14 protein-coding genes and 1 pseudogene are annotated in these 15,639 nt (G+C 61.7%); 9 read left to right on the top strand and 6 right to left on the bottom strand.

Going from position 1 to position 15,639, the window contains the following annotated elements; all coding sequences use genetic code 11:
• Positions 1-155 precede the first annotated feature (155 nt).
• Positions 156-1,208: pseudogene (locus ACYQ00_RS01315) on the top strand (IS5 family transposase).
• A gap of 172 nt (positions 1,209-1,380) precedes the next feature.
• On the opposite strand, the gene ACYQ00_RS01310 reads toward ACYQ00_RS01315, so the two are convergent.
• Together ACYQ00_RS01310 and ACYQ00_RS01305 are read right to left on the bottom strand one after the other, a co-directional pair.
• Positions 1,381-1,860 carry an Hsp20/alpha crystallin family protein gene (locus ACYQ00_RS01310; protein ID WP_460030431.1) on the bottom strand — a complete coding sequence of 160 codons (480 nt, stop codon included), beginning with the start codon at positions 1,858-1,860 and terminating at the stop codon, positions 1,381-1,383.
• Between the two features lie 105 nt (positions 1,861-1,965).
• Complete coding sequence (locus tag ACYQ00_RS01305) at positions 1,966-2,457, bottom strand: peroxiredoxin (RefSeq protein ID WP_460030430.1); 492 nt, start codon at positions 2,455-2,457, stop codon at positions 1,966-1,968.
• 167 nt (positions 2,458-2,624) lie between these two features.
• On the opposite strand from ACYQ00_RS01305, the gene ACYQ00_RS01300 reads away from it, so the two are divergent.
• Positions 2,625-4,529, top strand: coding sequence for a heavy metal translocating P-type ATPase (locus ACYQ00_RS01300; protein ID WP_460030429.1), 1,905 nt, complete (start codon positions 2,625-2,627; stop codon positions 4,527-4,529).
• Positions 4,526-4,969, top strand: coding sequence for a MarR family winged helix-turn-helix transcriptional regulator (locus ACYQ00_RS01295; protein ID WP_460030428.1), 444 nt, complete (start codon positions 4,526-4,528; stop codon positions 4,967-4,969). Before ACYQ00_RS01300 ends, ACYQ00_RS01295 begins: the two co-directional genes overlap by 4 nt.
• 22 nt (positions 4,970-4,991) lie before the next feature.
• On the opposite strand, the gene ACYQ00_RS01290 is transcribed toward ACYQ00_RS01295, so the two are convergent.
• The 3 genes from ACYQ00_RS01290 to ACYQ00_RS01280 all read right to left on the bottom strand — a co-directional run bounded on the left by ACYQ00_RS01290 (position 4,992) and on the right by ACYQ00_RS01280 (position 9,223).
• Positions 4,992-5,732, bottom strand: coding sequence for a TFIIB-type zinc ribbon-containing protein (locus ACYQ00_RS01290; RefSeq protein WP_460030427.1), 741 nt, complete (start codon positions 5,730-5,732; stop codon positions 4,992-4,994).
• 132 nt (positions 5,733-5,864) lie between these two features.
• Positions 5,865-7,898 carry a methyl-accepting chemotaxis protein gene (locus tag ACYQ00_RS01285; protein WP_460030426.1) on the bottom strand — a complete coding sequence of 678 codons (2,034 nt, stop codon included), beginning with the start codon at positions 7,896-7,898 and terminating at the stop codon, positions 5,865-5,867.
• 104 nt (positions 7,899-8,002) lie between these two features.
• A complete protein-coding gene (locus ACYQ00_RS01280; RefSeq protein ID WP_460030425.1) occupies positions 8,003-9,223 on the bottom strand; it encodes an ABC transporter permease in 1,221 nt (406 codons plus the stop codon).
• 130 nt (positions 9,224-9,353) lie between these two features.
• Here ACYQ00_RS01280 and ACYQ00_RS01275 point away from each other — a divergent pair, with 130 nt between their 5' ends.
• The 6 genes from ACYQ00_RS01275 to ACYQ00_RS01250 all read left to right on the top strand — a co-directional run bounded on the left by ACYQ00_RS01275 (position 9,354) and on the right by ACYQ00_RS01250 (position 14,600).
• Positions 9,354-9,965, top strand: a complete 612-nt coding sequence (locus tag ACYQ00_RS01275) for an RNA polymerase sigma factor (RefSeq protein ID WP_460030424.1) — start codon at positions 9,354-9,356, stop codon at positions 9,963-9,965.
• A gap of 3 nt (positions 9,966-9,968) precedes the next feature.
• Positions 9,969-10,619: a hypothetical protein gene (locus ACYQ00_RS01270; protein WP_460030423.1), complete on the top strand. Its 651-nt coding sequence runs from the start codon at positions 9,969-9,971 to the stop codon at positions 10,617-10,619.
• A complete protein-coding gene (locus ACYQ00_RS01265; RefSeq protein ID WP_460030422.1) occupies positions 10,612-11,106 on the top strand; it encodes a pilus assembly FimT family protein in 495 nt (164 codons plus the stop codon). Before ACYQ00_RS01270 ends, ACYQ00_RS01265 begins: the two co-directional genes overlap by 8 nt.
• An 83-nt stretch (positions 11,107-11,189) precedes the next feature.
• Positions 11,190-11,636 carry a hypothetical protein gene (locus ACYQ00_RS01260; protein ID WP_460030421.1) on the top strand — a complete coding sequence of 149 codons (447 nt, stop codon included), beginning with the start codon at positions 11,190-11,192 and terminating at the stop codon, positions 11,634-11,636.
• 9 nt (positions 11,637-11,645) lie between these two features.
• The gene (locus ACYQ00_RS01255) at positions 11,646-12,185 is read left to right on the top strand and encodes a type II secretion system protein (RefSeq protein ID WP_460030420.1); all 540 of its coding nucleotides are present in this window, start codon (positions 11,646-11,648) and stop codon (positions 12,183-12,185) included.
• Positions 12,186-12,209: 24 nt separating this feature from the next.
• The gene (locus ACYQ00_RS01250; protein ID WP_460030419.1) at positions 12,210-14,600 is read left to right on the top strand and encodes a hypothetical protein; all 2,391 of its coding nucleotides are present in this window, start codon (positions 12,210-12,212) and stop codon (positions 14,598-14,600) included.
• 66 nt (positions 14,601-14,666) lie between these two features.
• Here ACYQ00_RS01250 and ACYQ00_RS01245 read toward each other — a convergent pair whose 3' ends face one another.
• Positions 14,667-15,383 carry a formylglycine-generating enzyme family protein gene (locus ACYQ00_RS01245; RefSeq protein ID WP_460030418.1) on the bottom strand — a complete coding sequence of 239 codons (717 nt, stop codon included), beginning with the start codon at positions 15,381-15,383 and terminating at the stop codon, positions 14,667-14,669.
• Positions 15,384-15,639: the final 256 nt, after the last annotated feature.

Below are 15,639 nucleotides of genomic sequence, written 5' to 3'. Positions count from 1 at the left end.
AACACCCGAAGCCGGGGAAGGTTGCCTTCCCCGGCTTCGGTGTTGTCAGCACGCCTCTTCCGGTGCAATGCGAGACCTCTGCACGGCCACCGCATATTTTCTCTTCAAATCCAGCATGATATCTGCTATTCTTCCTTCACCCCAAGGAGGATAACATGGCAGAGCGCAGCCCCAAGGCCCCGTTGCTTGGCGATTACTTCATGGCCCGGCGCAAGACCAAGCGCACCTTCCTGGACGACATTGACGCCCTCATCGACTGGCGGCCTATCCGTTCGTTTTTGAACAAGAAACTTACCCGCAAGGCCGACGCCGTGGGCAACCCCGCCTACCCGGCCCTGGCCATGTTCAAGATTCTGCTCCTGCAACGGTGGTACAATCTCAGCGACCCGGCCACCGAGCAGGCCCTCTACGACCGCCTCTCCTTCATCCGCTTCGTTGGTCTGTCCTTCGAGGGTGACGTCCCCGACGAAACCACCATCTGCCGATTTCGCAACGGCCTGATCAAGTTGAATATTCTCGATAAGCTTCTGGATCGCCTCAACGAGCAGCTCGAAGCCAAGGGCCTGCTCGTGCGTGAGGGGACCGTGGTCGACGCCTCGGTGGTCGAATCTGCCCGCCGCCCGCGCAAAATCATCGACATCCTGCCCGAGGATCGCGCGGAGGAGGCCGAACAGCAACCTGCATCCCCTGCGAAATCAGACTGTTCGGTCAAGGTCAGCTTTTCAGACGATGCCGACGCGGCCTGGCTCAAGAAGGGGCGTCGCTGTCATTACGGCTACAAAATCCACGCCGCCACCGATGCTCGCGACGGCTTCTTCCTCGGCGGCCACGCCACCTCGGCCAACCGGTCAGACATGCGCGAGTTCGAAACGCTGCTCGATGAAATCCATGTTATTCCAGGGACCTAGGTCTATGGCGACAAGGGGTATTCCAGCGGCGCCAACCGCGACGCGCTGCTGGCCCGCGGCCTCAAGGACGCCACCATGGACAAGGCCACCCGCCACGCGCCGCTCACGGCCTATGAACGATTGCGCAACCGGCTCATCAGCAGCGTGCGCTGCGGCGTGGAGCGGGTGTTCGGGACCTGGAAACGCGGCTACGGCCTGGCCCGGGCGCGCTATCTGGGCCTGAAAAAGGTCTGCGCCGAGCTGTATCTGGTGGGAATGGCCTTCAATTTGAAGAAAGCCGTGCGGTTGATGGGCACTTGAGGGGCTGGTGCGTCCAAAATTTGGAAGGAATGATGAAAATGAGGGAAAAATGATGAAAACGATGACAGATTAGACCAAAATCAGAGGCCGAGAGGGCCATTTCCTCGGCGAAGAGTCGTTCGGGTGGTGTTGTGCAGAGGTCTCAATGCGGAAGGGCTGCGGATGGATTGGATTAGCTGGTGATTTCGATCTTGCGGGCCTTGGCTTCCTCGGCCTTGGGCAGGGTCAGGGTCAGCACACCATTGGTGAAGTTCGCAGTCACCTTGTCCTCGGCCACGGGGGCGGGCAGGGACACGCTGCGGGCAAAGCTGCCATAGCTGCGCTCCACGCGGTGGTATGCGCCTTCCTGTTTTTCTTCCTCGAACTTCTTCTCGCCCTTGATGGTCAGCACGCCCTTGTCGATGGTGACCTCGATGTCCGCTGCGGTCACGCCGGGCAATTCGGCGGTCACTTCCAGGGCTTCGGGCGTTTCACGCACATTCAGGGCCGGCATCACGCCGCCTTCGGCGCCCCGCATAAAAGGCATGCCTTCCAGCGGCGCCTTCCAGAAATCTTCCAGCATGCCAGCCAGATCAGCCATGCTGGCAGGGCGGCGAGGGTCGAGCAAAGAGACCCGGCGACGCTGCACGTCCGGAACAAAAGAACGGAACATAGTGGACCTCCTTGAGTTAAGGTGGATGGATATGCTGTTTACACGATCAAAAATAAGCAGGCGCAACCGGGTGTCAAGATGCTGACTGGGGGTGCCTGAGCCGGGCTAGCCTTTGATTTTCTGCAACTCTTCCAGGACCTTTTGCGCATGCCCGGCAGATTTGGCCACCTTGGGCCAGTAGGCGGCCACGCGGCCTTCGGGATCAATGAGCACTGTGGACCGCACCGTGCCCATGCACTTCTTGCCGCACATGGTTTTTTCCTTCCAGGCATCGTAGGCCTTGATGGTTTCCAGGGATTCATCGGCCAGCAGGCGCACGCCAAGGTTGTGTTTGGTGGCAAACTTGGCGTGAGAGGCGACGGAATCCTTGCTCAGGCCAAGCACGGTGGCGCCCAGCGCCTCAAACTGCGGCAACAGTTCCGTGAATTCCACCGCTTCCGTGGTGCAGCCGGACGTGTTGTCCTTGGAATACAGATACAGCACGGCCCATTGACCGCGCAGGGAAGCCAGGGAAACGCGCGAGCCGTCCCCGCTGGGCAGGTCAAACGCCGGGGCCGGCTGGCCGATGACGATCGGGGAGGCAGGGGAATCGCTCATGGGAAATACTCCTTGGATAGGTGCATATGAAGTGGAAGATTGTTTCATCAAACAAGCCTTCGGCGTCAAGCTGGAATCATGGCCGAAGCAGACTATTTTATCTTGACAGTAAAGATATCATGCTGCAGAGATTCTTGTATGCAAAATAAAAACAGGGAGCACACTCCATGATTGGCAGATTCTCCACCGTGGGAACGTACAAGGAATTGTTTAATCTCAGGGACCTGTCCATATGTCTGGGGGGTGGCCTCCTGGCCTTGGCCAGTGCGGCCTGGGGATGGCTGGGCTGGTCCCCGGCATTGTTGGGCGTAGCCCTGGCTCTGGCTTCCGTGGCCGTGAATGGCTGGCCCATTATCAAGGAGGCCTATGCAGGCCTGCGCGAGCGGCAGGTGAATGTGGACGAGCTGGTCAGCCTGGCCATCGTGGCCTCGCTGCTTCAGGGCGAGTTCCTCACGGCGGCCGTGGTCAGCTTCATCATGACCCTGGGCGCTCTGGCCGAGGAAGCCATCAGCGACTCGGCCCGCCGTTCCATCCAGGCCCTGGCCCGCATGACCCCGGACACGGCCACGCGCATCTCGGACAGCGGCGACCAGGTGGTGCCCGTGGGCGAGGTTCGCGTGGATGATGTGCTGCGCGTCAAGCCCGGCGAGCGCATTCCCGTGGATGGCGTCATCGTCTCGGGGGTCACGGCGGTGGACGAATCGACTATCACTGGCGAATCCATCCCCCGCACCCGACGGGAAGGGGACATGCTCCTGGCCGGAACCCTCAATTATAATGGTGTAGTGGAGATGCGCGCCAGCCGGGTTGGCGATGATACCACCATGGGCCGCGTGGTCCAGCTGGTGACCGAAGCCGAGGCCCACAAGCCCCAGGCCGTGCGGGTGGTGGATCAATATGCCAAATGGTTCACGCCGGTGGTGCTGGCCTGTGCGGCCGTGGCCTGGATTGCCTCTGGCGAAGCCTCGCGGGCCGTGGCCGTGCTGGTGGCCGGTTGCCCCTGCGCCCTGCTCATGGCCGCGCCCACGGCCACGGTGGCCGCGGTGGCCCGGGCTGCCAGGGCCGGGATTCTGGTCAAGGGCGGCCGGCATCTGGAGGCCGTGGCCAAGGCGGATGCCGTGCTCTTTGACAAAACCGGCACCCTGACCATGGGCGAACCCCGCGTGCAGGACGTGGTGGCCGCCACGGACAGCAGCGGCGAGGAAGTGATCGCCTGCGCCGCGGGGGCGGAGCAGAACTGCACCCATCCCCTGGCCCGCGCCGTGCTCAAGGCCGCGCAATATGCCAACATCGTCGTGGGCAAGGCCGAGAGCGTGCTCAGCGAGATTGGCCTTGGCGTGCGGGCTGTGCTCAACGGCAGCGTCATCGAGGTTGGCAGCGCATACATCGGCGCCGGGGAGGCCGCCCTGCCCGCAGGGCTGCAGGCGCCCCTGCAGCGGATGAAGGACGCCGGCGCCACCCCTCTGGTGGTCTACAAGGATCAGAAACCCCTGGGAATCCTGAGTGTGACGGATACCGTCCGCGCCTCGGCCCGGCAGGCGGTGCAGGGGCTGCGGCGGCTGGGATTCACGCGCATCGGCATTCTATCCGGCGATCACGAGAAATCCGTGGCCAGCGTGGCCAGCGCCGTGGATATCCAGGAACGCTGGGCCGGGCTCAAACCACAGGATAAGCTCCAGGTGATTGAGGAATTCCAACGCCAGGGCCGCAGGGTGCTGTTCGTGGGCGACGGCGTCAACGATGCCCCGGCTCTGGCCCGGGCCGATATTGGCGTGGCCATGGGCGCCCTGGGCACGGACGTGGCCCTGGAAACGGCCGGCATCGCCCTGACCCGGGACGAGGTGGGCAAGCTGCCGTTCCTGGTCCGCCTTTCCCGGCGCATGCTGGGACTGATCAAATTCAATATCGGGCTGGGCCTGCTCTTCAACACCGTGGCCATCCTCGGCAGCTCGTACGGACTCCTGAGCCCCATCCTGGCCTCGTTGTTCCACAACGCCGGATCCATCGTCGTGGTCCTGTCCTCGGCCAGTCTGGTGCTGTTCAAGGACGAGCCGGCCGGGGAGGGCGCATGAGCCCGGCCACGCCGCATGAGGCGTCAGACCAGATCGAGCAACTGACCCAGAAGCTGGTGGAATTCTACGAACGGTTCTCCTCCTGGGAGCTGGCCGTGGTCAAGGAAACCGGCCTGACACTGCCCCAGATGCACACCCTGGAGATTCTCGGCTCCTTTGGTCCCTTGCGGATGAAGGAACTGGCGGAAAAAATGGGTGTGACCACCGGCGCGCTCACGGTACACATTGACCGCCTGGAGCGGGCGGGGCTGGTGCTGCGTCAGCCCAACGAACAGGACCGGCGTTCCTACCTGATCCGGCTGAGCGAGGAGGGGGCAGGCCATTTCAGGGACCACCACGCCCTGCATCATCAGCTGTCCACGGAACTGGCCGGGGCGCTGGAGCCTGTGGAAGTGGAACGTCTGATCGGGATTCTGGAAAAGCTGAATTCAAGATTCTGAAAGAACCCGGCCGGCTGCCGGGTCAGTTTTTGGCCTGCACATCACCGGGCTGGGGTGCCTGAAAAATGAGGTGGGCATCCAGGGGATTGCGGGGGGAGTTGGGCAAGAGGTCGAAGATCACGCCCGGCACCTCCCGCCCCGGGGGCAGCTGCCGGCCCTGCACGCCCACCACCCGGCAATCCGAACACCAGATGGCCAGCGGGTTGTGCGATCCCATGAGCCCGTTGCAGGTGCCTTGCACGCAGATCACCCCGGCGTGCTGCAACTGCTCCAGGGCCTGCTCCTGGGCCGGGAATTCCAGAAAGGCTTCGGTCCGCTTGCTGGTACCCTCAATAATGCCGAAGGTGAACTGCCCCGGCGTGCCGGATTCCCGCACCGTGCCATGAATGAGGATGGTCTGGCCGATCAGTTCCCCCACCTGGCGCGCGCTGGCCGAGGCTGTGAGTTTGCTGTGCAGCAGATCCACCTCGGCCACACTGGCGAACTGGGACAGGTCCAGGGAGCCGAACAGGGTGAAGCACAGGCCGCGCATGCCACTCACCTTGACGGCGCGCGGGGCCGGGGGCTGCAGACGGGAGAAGATCCTGAGCATGCCGTCGCGGGCTTCGTCGGCCAGAGCCTGGGGTGTGAAAACGGTCTGGCAGTGCCGACAGGCAGTCGGCTGGCCCGTTTCCTTGGCGCGCAACAAGGCATCCTTGCCGCACGAAGGACAGGCGTACACAAGCACAAATTCAACACGGGCTGGAGCGATGACATCCGGCATGGCCATTCCTGCGAGCACGTTCAGGCTTCTTGTCAGGGGCCTGCAGGAGCTGCATGCCTCCCCTGCAGGTCACGACATTCAAGACTTGCGGATGGTAGCGCAAGAACGGCCATGCTGTCAGCAAAAGAAGTCCTAAAATCGCGCAAGTTTCCCGTGCCCGCGCCTGGGCTGACCCTGCTGGCGCGGCACATCCGGTTCAACTTGAATTTCAATTTTTTCAGCAGGTTGACTGGCGTTGCGCGTGTGCCCGGCGGGCAGGGCGCGGGCGCGCAGGCCGTGATTGCGGTCCAGGACAAAGAAATCCACGGCTTCCTGCATGTGTGTGGCCTGGGAGGCCAGGGTCTGGGCCGTGCTGCTCACTTCCTCGGCTGTGGCCGCATTTTGCTGGATGACCTGATCCAGCTGGGTAATGGCCTTGTTGATCTGCTGCGCTCCGGACTGCTGCTCTTCGGAGGTGGCGGCAATTTCCTGGATCAGGGCTGCGGTGCGCTGAATCTCGGGCACCAGCTGGTCCAGCCGGCGCTGGGCTTCCTCGGCCACGGCCACGCTGGAGCCAGAGAGGGTGCCGATTTCCGCGGCGGCCAGGCCACTGCGCTCGGCCAGCTTGCGCACTTCCGCGGCCACCACGGCAAAGCCCTTGCCCTGCTCGCCGGCACGGGCGGCTTCGATGGCGGCATTCAGGGCCAGCAGGTTGGTCTGTCTGGCTATTTCTTCAATGATATTAATTTTTTCGGCAATCTGGCGCATGGCGGCCAGGGTGTGGGCCACGGCCTCGCCGCTTTGGCGGGCCTCGGTGGCGGTGGAGGTGGCGATGGAGTCGGTCTTCTTGGCATTCTCGGCGTTGTGGGTGATGGCGGCGGACATCTCTTCCATAGAAGAGGAGATTTCCTCGATGGCTGCAGCCTGTTCCGTGGCACCCTGAGCCAGGGACTGGCTGGAGGAGGAGAATTCCTCACAACCGGCAGCCACGCGCTCGGCCGAGCCCTGGACATCCAGGACCACATCCCGAAGCTTGCCGACCATATCCTGCAGGGCCAGGGCCAGTTCGCCGGTCTCGTCGGTGCTGCTGCAGGTGATGTCGTGGAAGAGTTCACCCTGGGCCATGCCTTTGGCGGCCAGCAGGCCTTGCTGCAGGGGACGGGTGATGAGCCGGGCCAGGAACAGCCCCAGGGCCAGGGCCAGGAGGGCGCCGATGGAGATGCCCGTCACCGCCACCACATTGGCAGTGGCCGCACTTTCCCGGGCCTGCAGGGAGGTGGCGGCGGTGCGGTCGGAAATTAGCTGCAGCAGGTCGGCCAGGGCCTTGAGCGCCACCACCTGCTTTTGGCGGGCTTCGACCATGGATTGGTGATACATCTCCTGGTACATGCCCTCGGCTTTTTCCGCCTCAGCCGCGAGCACCCCGAACATGGAGAAGGTGGAGGCCATGGCCGGCAGCAGGGTTTTGTAGGCTTCCACGGCGCCGTACTGGTCCGAAGCCGCCAGACGTGTTTTGATGTCCGCCACGCCTTTGTGAAAGGCGTTGTGGTGGGGGGTGATCTCGTCCAGGGCTTTTTGGATGGAGGTGTTTCGCAGGGACTTGCCTTCGCCCAGCAGCCACTTGCCAAAATTGCAGGCAGTGGGGTCGGTGCCACCTTCCAAGGGCTTTTCCAAATGCAGCAGGTTGTTCACATTGGTGGCAAGGGCGTAATGATCCCCGCGGAAGAGCTCCATTTTGCGCCGCAGCTCCGTAGGGTTGCGCACGTCAATGGCGTCGAGCTGTCTGGAGAGCGCCAGGAACTTTTCGTTGCTGGCGTCCCATTCTTTCCAGGCGTCCTTAAGTGTCTCCACTTCCCGGCTCTGCCCCATGGCCGCGGCCTTGGCCGAAACCATGTCAAAGTCCTTGGCCAGGGCAGCTCTGGACGCCTCGGCGTTCTCATACTGCCGGGCTTTGTCTTCGGCCGAAATGCCGGGCGCCAGCAGGGTCCGGGTGGCCACGCGCAGGCTTTCGGCTTCGCTCTTGATATTGGCCAGTCCGGTGGCGGCCGGGAGCTGCACCGTGGTCAGCTCCTCGACATTGCCGCCAAGAATATTGATGGAGCGCAGGGTCACCAGGCCAACGGCAGCGGTGATTGCAGCAGCGCCCAGGAAGCCGCCAACGAGTTTATGCCGCAATCGCAGTCGCATGCCATTTTCCTACTTGTTATATTGTGCACAAGCTAAGTAGGAGATAGCAGGTTTGCAATTTGAGTCAACGTCTGAATTTTAGGGGTAAATACCTATTTTGGAGGCTAGGAACCGGGTTTGAGCACGTCCAGGATCTGCAGTCTGGAAGCTTGCCAGGCCGGGTATGCTCCGGCGGCCAGACCCAGGAGCATGGAGCCCAGCAGCGCGCCGGCCATGAGGAGCGGGTCGGCAACAAATGGCAGGTTGCCGAAGCGGGCAGCAGCGAGCATGATGGCCATGGCGCCGGCCACGCCAAACAGCCCGCCTGTGCCAGCCATGAGGCCGGATTCCAGCAGGAACTGGCGGACGATATCCCGCCGCCGGGCGCCAGTGGCCCGGCGGACCCCGATTTCCAGCCGGCGGGACCGGACCAGCAGAATCATGATGGAAAGGATGCCCAACCCACCCACGGAAAAGGAAATGCTGGAGCTGATGAGTCCCAGGGTGCCCACCAGATCCAAGGCCTGACGCTGCAGGCGGATGGTATCGTCCGCAGTGAGCACGCTGAAGTCATCCCGCTGCCCGGGGCCGATGCGGTGGCGGGTGCGCAGCATTTCTGCTGCAGCATCCTTCAACGCGGCCTTGTCCGCTTCCGGGGCGAGTTCGAGGTAGACGCCGTTGATCCAGTCCTGGTTGGAAAGCCGCCGCATGAACGTGGAGAGGGGGACAAACACCTGCTCGTCCTGGTTGCTGCCCGTCAGGTCCGCGCCCTTGGGAGCCGCCACGCCCACCACCTGCAAGGTGCCGCGGTACAGGCGCACGGTGTTGCCCAGGGCCCGGGCCGGCACCTCGAAGAGCTGCTTGGCGGTGGTCCACCCCAGGATGCAGACCATGGCCCGGTCATCCTCATCCTGCTGGCTGATGAAGCGCCCTTCAGCCATCTCCAGGCTGCGCACGCGGCCATAGCTGGGCCAGACGCCCACCAGGGTGGCAGACACCTGGACGGATTCGTAGCGCAGCAGACGCGATTTCTGGGCAAAGGGGGAGCCGCCCAGCACGCCTGGCAACGAGCCTTGCAAGGTGACGGCATCATTGATGGAAAAGGTGTGGGACATGGCCCCGGCGCTGACGCCGCTGCGCCGGAAGCGCACCTGGCCGGACAGGGCGGCAAAGAGGTTGGGGCCCAGCTTTTCGGTTTCCAGTTCTGCCTGACGGACCATGGCCTGCGACACATGCTGCACCCCGGTCAGCGCCAGGGCACCCAGGAACACCCCCAGCATGGCCAGCACGGTGCGCAGTTTGTGCACCGCCAGAGACGCCAGGGCGATTTTGAGGCTTAACCACATGGGTTGCTTGTAGCGGCAGGGCCACGCGCAAGACAAGGGTGCGAGGCAATATTTTACGCAGGTTAAAAAATTTGTGACTTTTCGATCCGACCATGACTACTGAAGGGTAGAGAGCCCAGAGACACGCCCAATGGACCAGGAACGCGAACACGCCATCATCCGCCAGGTACTGGCCGGGGACAGAGAAGCGTTTGCCTTGCTGGTGGAGGCGCATCAGGGCCAGCTCTTTCATTTGTCCTACCTGCTCACCGGCAGTGCGGACCATGCCGAGGATCTGGTGCAGGAGACCTTCATCCGCATGTATGACAAGCTCGGCAGCTTTCGGCTGGAACCTGGCACGCGGCTTACGCCCTGGATGTACGCCATCTGCCGGAATACGGCAGCCCGGCAGCGCCGGCGGAGCGGACGTTTGCTCACGGGCCTGGGAGAAAGGCCACAGGGCGAGAGTCCGTCAGAAGGCGAAGGGCTGACCAGTGAGCAGGCAGAAGGCACCTGTGGAGCCGACGGCACGGCGGATGTCGAAACCGCGGTCCTGCGCAGCGAGCAGGGCAGGGTCTTGGCGAGCCACCTGCTGCGCCTGCCCGTGGACCTGCGGGAGGCGCTGGCCCTGCGGTTTACCGAGGATCTTTCCTTCAGGGAAGTTGCAGACGTGCTGGGCATTTCCGAGCAGGCGGCCAAGATGCGGGTGTACCGGGGGCTGGCCAGATTGCGGGATACCCTGCCCAGCCATGTGTGGAGATGAGATATGGATAAGAAGAACGCCACGCCCGTTCACACGGGCGCCTGTGCCGGCCCGGCGGGATTGCTTCCCGAGGCGCTTGCCGAGCTGGACGCCCTGGGCGAATGCCTGCGCCGGATGGAGCGGGCCGCGCCACCTCCCCGGTTGTGCAGTCGGGTGATGGCTGAAATCCCTCTCCGGCGGCCGGGGCTTTCCGGACGGTTGCTGGACTGGTTCCAGGAACAGCTGGGCGTCTCCGCCTGGCTCCCAGGTCGCATCATCGCGGCCGCCTCAGGGAAATGTCACTTTTTCTTTTATTTTGTTGGCCTGTTGCACCTGGCCATGGGCGCGGTGCTGGCCGCGGAGCTGCAGGGGTACGAGCATCTGTTCCCTGCCTGGATTGGCCGTCAGCCGGAGCTGGCCTATGCCCTGGGGGCGTTGGTGCTGATCCTGGGGCTCCTGACGGGACATCGCACCCCCGCCAGCCGGGCTCTGGCCCGGCTGGGGCTGGTGGTCTATCTGGCAGCCGTCCTCGGCAATGGCCTGGGCATTGCCACCAGCTTTGCGGCGCAAGGGACGTTGCTGGCTGCCGTGGCCTTTGTGGGCTGCGGCCTCATCATGGGCTCGTTTTTGGGAACGATCCTGTTCACTTGTGCAGGGGAGCGTCGTCATGTCTGAGCGGTTGCAACTCGCCCGGAAGCGCAGGCTTCCACAGTCCGGCTTCACGTTTATTGAAGTAATGACGGTATTGGTGCTTCTCGGGATCCTGGCGCGTACTGCCTTCATGATGTTTGAAACAGATGATATCAATGCGCGGGCAGAGCGCAAGGTGCTGGAAAGCACCATCCGGTATGCCCAGGTGCTGGCCATGGCGGATGACCAGCCGTGGGGGGTCTCCATTAATGGGGCGAGTTTCGAGTTGCAGCGCGATTGCAATACCCAGGCGGACGATGGCCGCTTGGTGCGCATTCCCGGCAAGGACTCTGCCACCTATACCATTCCAAACGAGTTGAAGGTGTTTGGTTCCGCCAATGTGGTCTTCAACAATCGCGGTCAGCCTAGCGACTGCACTGGGACTGCCCTGACTGCTGATGTCACGGTGCCGGTGGTCATAGAAGACATGGCGAATATCGTCATCACCCAAAACACGGGGTTGATCCAATGACAGGCTCGCAGCACGCAATGCCGGCGCCGTCAATCGCGCGCCCCGCCCGGCAAAAGGCGGGCTTTACTCTGGTCGACGCCATCATGACCCTCACGATGTTGTCTGTGGCATCCATGATGCTGGTGGCCTTTTTCACCTCCTCCTCCGGCCTGGACCTGCCTGTGCAACGGCTGCAGGCAGACAAGGACTTCCAGTACGCCACGGAAAACATCCTGGCGGATTATTACAATAATTTCTGGAGAAGCTGGAATGACTCCCCGCCCGAGGGGTTTGATGTGTGCGCAGAAGGCTCGCCGCTGCCCACGTACACTGCCAGAAAGAACGCCACCCTGCAGCTCGCTTCCCCGCTCATGCTGTTCAAGCAGGAACTTGAGGCCAATGCCAGCAAATACGGCAACGTTACCGTGGTCAGCATCGACTGCCTCAAGATGCAGGATACGGACACGGACGACCTTGCCCAACTGGTGGTTGCCCTGCAAAGCAACAGCACGGTGAACCCGCAGATTCTGACCCTGACCATTGGGAAATAGGGAGGCCACATGCGCACCAGTTCATCTTCTCGCGGTTTTACATTGGTGGAAGTGCTGGCCACCCTGATCATCATCGGCGTGGTGGCTGCTGCCGGCACCCTTGGCCTGGCTGAGGTGATGCGGACGTATGTCATGTCCACAGACCATTCGGACATGGCCCAGAACGCCCAGCTGGCCCTGAACAGGATTTATTTGGAGCTGCAGCATATTCAGACGGTTACTGCTTCCACAGATACCTCCATCACTTATCAGCCCCGGTTCACCTGGAGCGAGGGCGTGCTGCCAGCCACGCAGCTGATCTACAACTCCGCCAATAATGAGCTGACGCTTGATGGTGACATCCTGGCAACCAATGTCATGGATTTCAAATTACGATACTGCAGTAGCAGCGATCTGAGTTGCACCCCCACCACCTCCTTTGACAATGCGGAAACCGAGGTCATTGAGGTCATGCTGGTCATGGGCGGGGCAGATACCAACGGCACCGGGAATCGGGTACAGCGCAGTTTCCAGATGCGCGTGCAGCCCGTGGTCCTTCACTTTTCCTAGTCGCCAGGCCTTCAGGAGCATCCCATGCGACACACCTTTGCTTTTTCCCAGCGTCCAGGCTGCACTGGCCAGCACGGCTTCTCCCTGGTGTATGTGGTTCTCGCCCTCACGGTGGTAGCCACTCTGGCCACCATCACCGTGTCCGTCACATCCACCGCCCAGTTTACCCAGTTGCGGGAACACAACACCATGCAGGCGCGGTACATGGCCATGGCCGGGCTTTCGTACCTGAACAGCCACTCCTCGCAGCATCGCAAGCTCAAAGACCTCAGCGTTGATGTCAAGGACGACGAAGACAACGTTATCGGCAAGTTCACCTTCGTCTCCATCCAGCGGCTGACCAGCCTGAAAGTCCGCGCCGGGATCCGGGGCACCGTGGGGGAGGATACCTCCATGGAGGCAAACTATTATCTGGAAGGTGAAGCCCAGGAAGACTTCTCCGGCATCGCCAGTTCCAACCAGGATGACTTTGACGACTTCACCGTCACCAACTCCAATCCCAACAAACAGGGCACGGAAAAGGTGGACGGTCTGGATGACATCGCCTATAGCAGCCGCGCCAGCCGCGGCTCGGCCTCAAAGTCCTCCGGCCAGACTTCGGATGGGACGGAAGACAACCCATGGGAAGTGGAAGGCCCCAATGCCTTTGCCGTGGGCGCCGGGGAGTACAACAACTTCGGCATTGCCACCTTCACCGGCAACCGCACGTTCAAGTACACCACCTGCGTGGATGGTGAATGCGACTTCTTCCTGGGGCTGCGCTTTTTCATGACTGTGTATTACGAAAAAAACGACGCCGACGGGCTCGTCATCACCCTGTTCAACGGGGACAATAACACCAACAAGGCTGTTGGCGGCGATTCGCAACACGGGGAGATGATCGCCTATGCCGGCGACTCCCGCGTCCTCTCCAGTGGCAACAGCTATCCCATCAGCAAGTTTATCGATCCGGAAGCCAATGGCATTCAGCCTCCCAAGCTGGGGGTGGAAATTGACAACTACGGCAACCCCAACCGCTATATCTGCAGCGATGGTACAAAGTCGCACTACTGGTTCCGCCGCACCAATCCGACTTCCGGCTCGCGCTATGACTACGGCGGCGCCGATGCCGGCAGCGGCACGGACCATGTTGCCTATGTGGGCTGGGGGCTGGACGTGCCCTGGGGCTGTGCCTGGTACAATTCGTATAGCAGCTCTGTGCGCACCGCCAACTCCGGCGCCCAAGCCAACGAAGCCGGCGCGCGCACCTATGATGACAACCAGCACGCCCGGGAAAGCTGGATGTGGAACCCCTGGCAGTACCATTATCCGGTGGAAAAGGCTGATACCAGCTTGCTGATTCAGCAGAACACCCGCCGGGCCGTGGCGCAAACCTTTTACGTGGAAGAGCCGCTTCGCATCACCCAGGCGCATCTGTACCTGAAGAGCAAAACCGGCATCAACAAGAACAGAAATTTCACGGCGTCCATTTACACGACAACCAGCAGTGGGGGGAACCGCATTCCGCAGTCGTCGGTAGTCAGCAGCCTGACGGGTAATGATCAGGTGACGGACGCAACCCTGCCCACCGGATCGGGAGGAACGGATGACTCCATCTATGCCGATGGCATCCCCGTTCTTGTGTCGTTTCAATTCAGCGACAAATGGAATCATGCCTCCAGTAAGGTACTGGCGCCAGGGTGGTATGCCCTGGTGCTGGAATACAGCAATAACAACAGCCATGACGATATATACGTGCAGGCAGACAGTTCCTCCCCCACGCACCCTGGCAACTATGCGTACAAGAATAGCAGCGACAACTGGGTGGCGGATGCAAGCATTGACTTGCCGTTCTACGTGCTCTTCGATCCGCCCCATTACGTCCGCCAGGGGACGCTGGCCAATGGTGACTCGGAGACTTTCTATTCAGGCGTCTTCCCTGTGGTGAATGGCACCAGCTACGACGATGGCGGGGAAACCCAGGGCAATACCACGGCCTGGTACCTGAAAGGTCAGTGGCTGGCCATTCGCGTGGAAGTGCATCGTGGCATCGATAACGACCCCGACGCCACCGTGACAGATGGGAAGCATGGGGATAACAACAACCCCTACCACCCGTACCGCATGCTGACCTGGATGCGGCGCTGTGGCACCGAAAAATATAAGGACGGCTGCGACGCCTACATCAACTCGTACTTTGCCGACACCTCCGGGGACTTGAGCATCCCGAAGAATCCGCCCGCCATGGACCGGACCTTCTACCTGAACGAGTCGAATCACAACAAGTTCGACACCTTCTACCTGGGGATCACCGAAGCCACCGGCGGCTCGACGCAAAAGGCCCATTTCTCAAATATCATCATGCAGTTCCGCGAACCGGACGACCTGCCGCTTAATGTGCGGGCCTGCGAAAACTGCAACGACTTTGACGACTAACCAGAACGCAGCGCCGGCCCGGGGGGACCTCCGGGCCGGCGTTTTCATGGCGCGACTGGCGCGTTGTTACTGCGGGGGCTGCTGGCTGGTTGAGCCTTGCGGCGCAAGCCTGACCAGACGGAAACTTACATCACAGTGGACATGCTGCGCCACGGCCGGGCGACGGCCGGTGCAGCGATCGCCCTTGAGGACTCGGGGATCTCTGGGATCCTCCACGATGGGGGCGGTGCCATTCTCGGTGTAAAAGGTGTCCACCCACTCTTCGGGTTGGCCCAGCATGCCGGTCAGGCCGAGGTCGCCGCGGGTCTGGTCCCGGCAGGCCTTTTCCCACTGCTCTTCGGTGGGCAGTGCAAAGCGCTCGGTGCCGTTGTGCTGGGCATTGAGCTGACGGGTGAAGGCCTGGGCCTCCTCCAGGCTGACCCAGTTCACGGGATTGCCCGGAGCACGGGAGGCATAGCAGGCTTTTTCCTGCTCACCGGTCACGGCAGCCCATTGCGCCTGGGTGATTTCCATGCGGGAGAGCCAGAACCCCTGGGGGCAGGCCTGCCGCTGGGGTTCGTCGGCGAATCGTTTGGAGTAAAACCGTTCGGGAACCCGGGCACGCAATTCGGCTTCCTCTGCGGCGGTCATGCCCATCTGGTAACAGCCGCCGTCGATCCAGATGAATTCGACGCCGCTGACAGGGTCTGTCCAGGAGGCAGAAGAGGACTTGGTGGCATGAAGCAAAATGCCAAGTCCTATGGTGCATATTGCCACAAAGGTGATGATGCGCTTGCTGTTCATGGCGTCTTATCTCTCCTGCAACGATGCGTGTTCGTCTCGTGCTGCGTTATTATGACCAATGAACGCCTGCTGAAGCATTCCTTATTTCGCCTATTGTTCACAACATGCATGCACCATGCGTGATGCTGCGTTACGCGTCTACATTTTTTAACAGTATTAAAGAAAGTTCATCCCTGTTGACAATGGTGCAAGCAGAGAAGTAAATTGCAGGGTGCCGCTGTGATGGCGGCGCACCCGCACCGAGGTGGCCCCCGGT

This window comes from Megalodesulfovibrio paquesii (genome assembly GCF_054653055.1).
This window is presented reverse-complemented; position numbering and strand designations above follow the sequence as displayed.

Coding starts and splice junctions, on each gene's coding strand:
- ACYQ00_RS01310 (WP_460030431.1), bottom strand. CDS start 1,860: ATGTTCCGTTCTTTTGTTCCGGACGTGCAGCGTCGCCGGGTCTCTTTG.
- ACYQ00_RS01305 (WP_460030430.1), bottom strand. CDS start 2,457: ATGAGCGATTCCCCTGCCTCCCCGATCGTCATCGGCCAGCCGGCCCCG.
- ACYQ00_RS01300 (WP_460030429.1), top strand. CDS start 2,625: ATGATTGGCAGATTCTCCACCGTGGGAACGTACAAGGAATTGTTTAAT.
- ACYQ00_RS01295 (WP_460030428.1), top strand. CDS start 4,526: ATGAGCCCGGCCACGCCGCATGAGGCGTCAGACCAGATCGAGCAACTG.
- ACYQ00_RS01290 (WP_460030427.1), bottom strand. CDS start 5,732: ATGCCGGATGTCATCGCTCCAGCCCGTGTTGAATTTGTGCTTGTGTAC.
- ACYQ00_RS01285 (WP_460030426.1), bottom strand. CDS start 7,898: ATGCGACTGCGATTGCGGCATAAACTCGTTGGCGGCTTCCTGGGCGCT.
- ACYQ00_RS01280 (WP_460030425.1), bottom strand. CDS start 9,223: ATGTGGTTAAGCCTCAAAATCGCCCTGGCGTCTCTGGCGGTGCACAAA.
- ACYQ00_RS01275 (WP_460030424.1), top strand. CDS start 9,354: ATGGACCAGGAACGCGAACACGCCATCATCCGCCAGGTACTGGCCGGG.
- ACYQ00_RS01270 (WP_460030423.1), top strand. CDS start 9,969: ATGGATAAGAAGAACGCCACGCCCGTTCACACGGGCGCCTGTGCCGGC.
- ACYQ00_RS01265 (WP_460030422.1), top strand. CDS start 10,612: ATGTCTGAGCGGTTGCAACTCGCCCGGAAGCGCAGGCTTCCACAGTCC.
- ACYQ00_RS01260 (WP_460030421.1), top strand. CDS start 11,190: ATGACCCTCACGATGTTGTCTGTGGCATCCATGATGCTGGTGGCCTTT.
- ACYQ00_RS01255 (WP_460030420.1), top strand. CDS start 11,646: ATGCGCACCAGTTCATCTTCTCGCGGTTTTACATTGGTGGAAGTGCTG.
- ACYQ00_RS01250 (WP_460030419.1), top strand. CDS start 12,210: ATGCGACACACCTTTGCTTTTTCCCAGCGTCCAGGCTGCACTGGCCAG.
- ACYQ00_RS01245 (WP_460030418.1), bottom strand. CDS start 15,383: ATGAACAGCAAGCGCATCATCACCTTTGTGGCAATATGCACCATAGGA.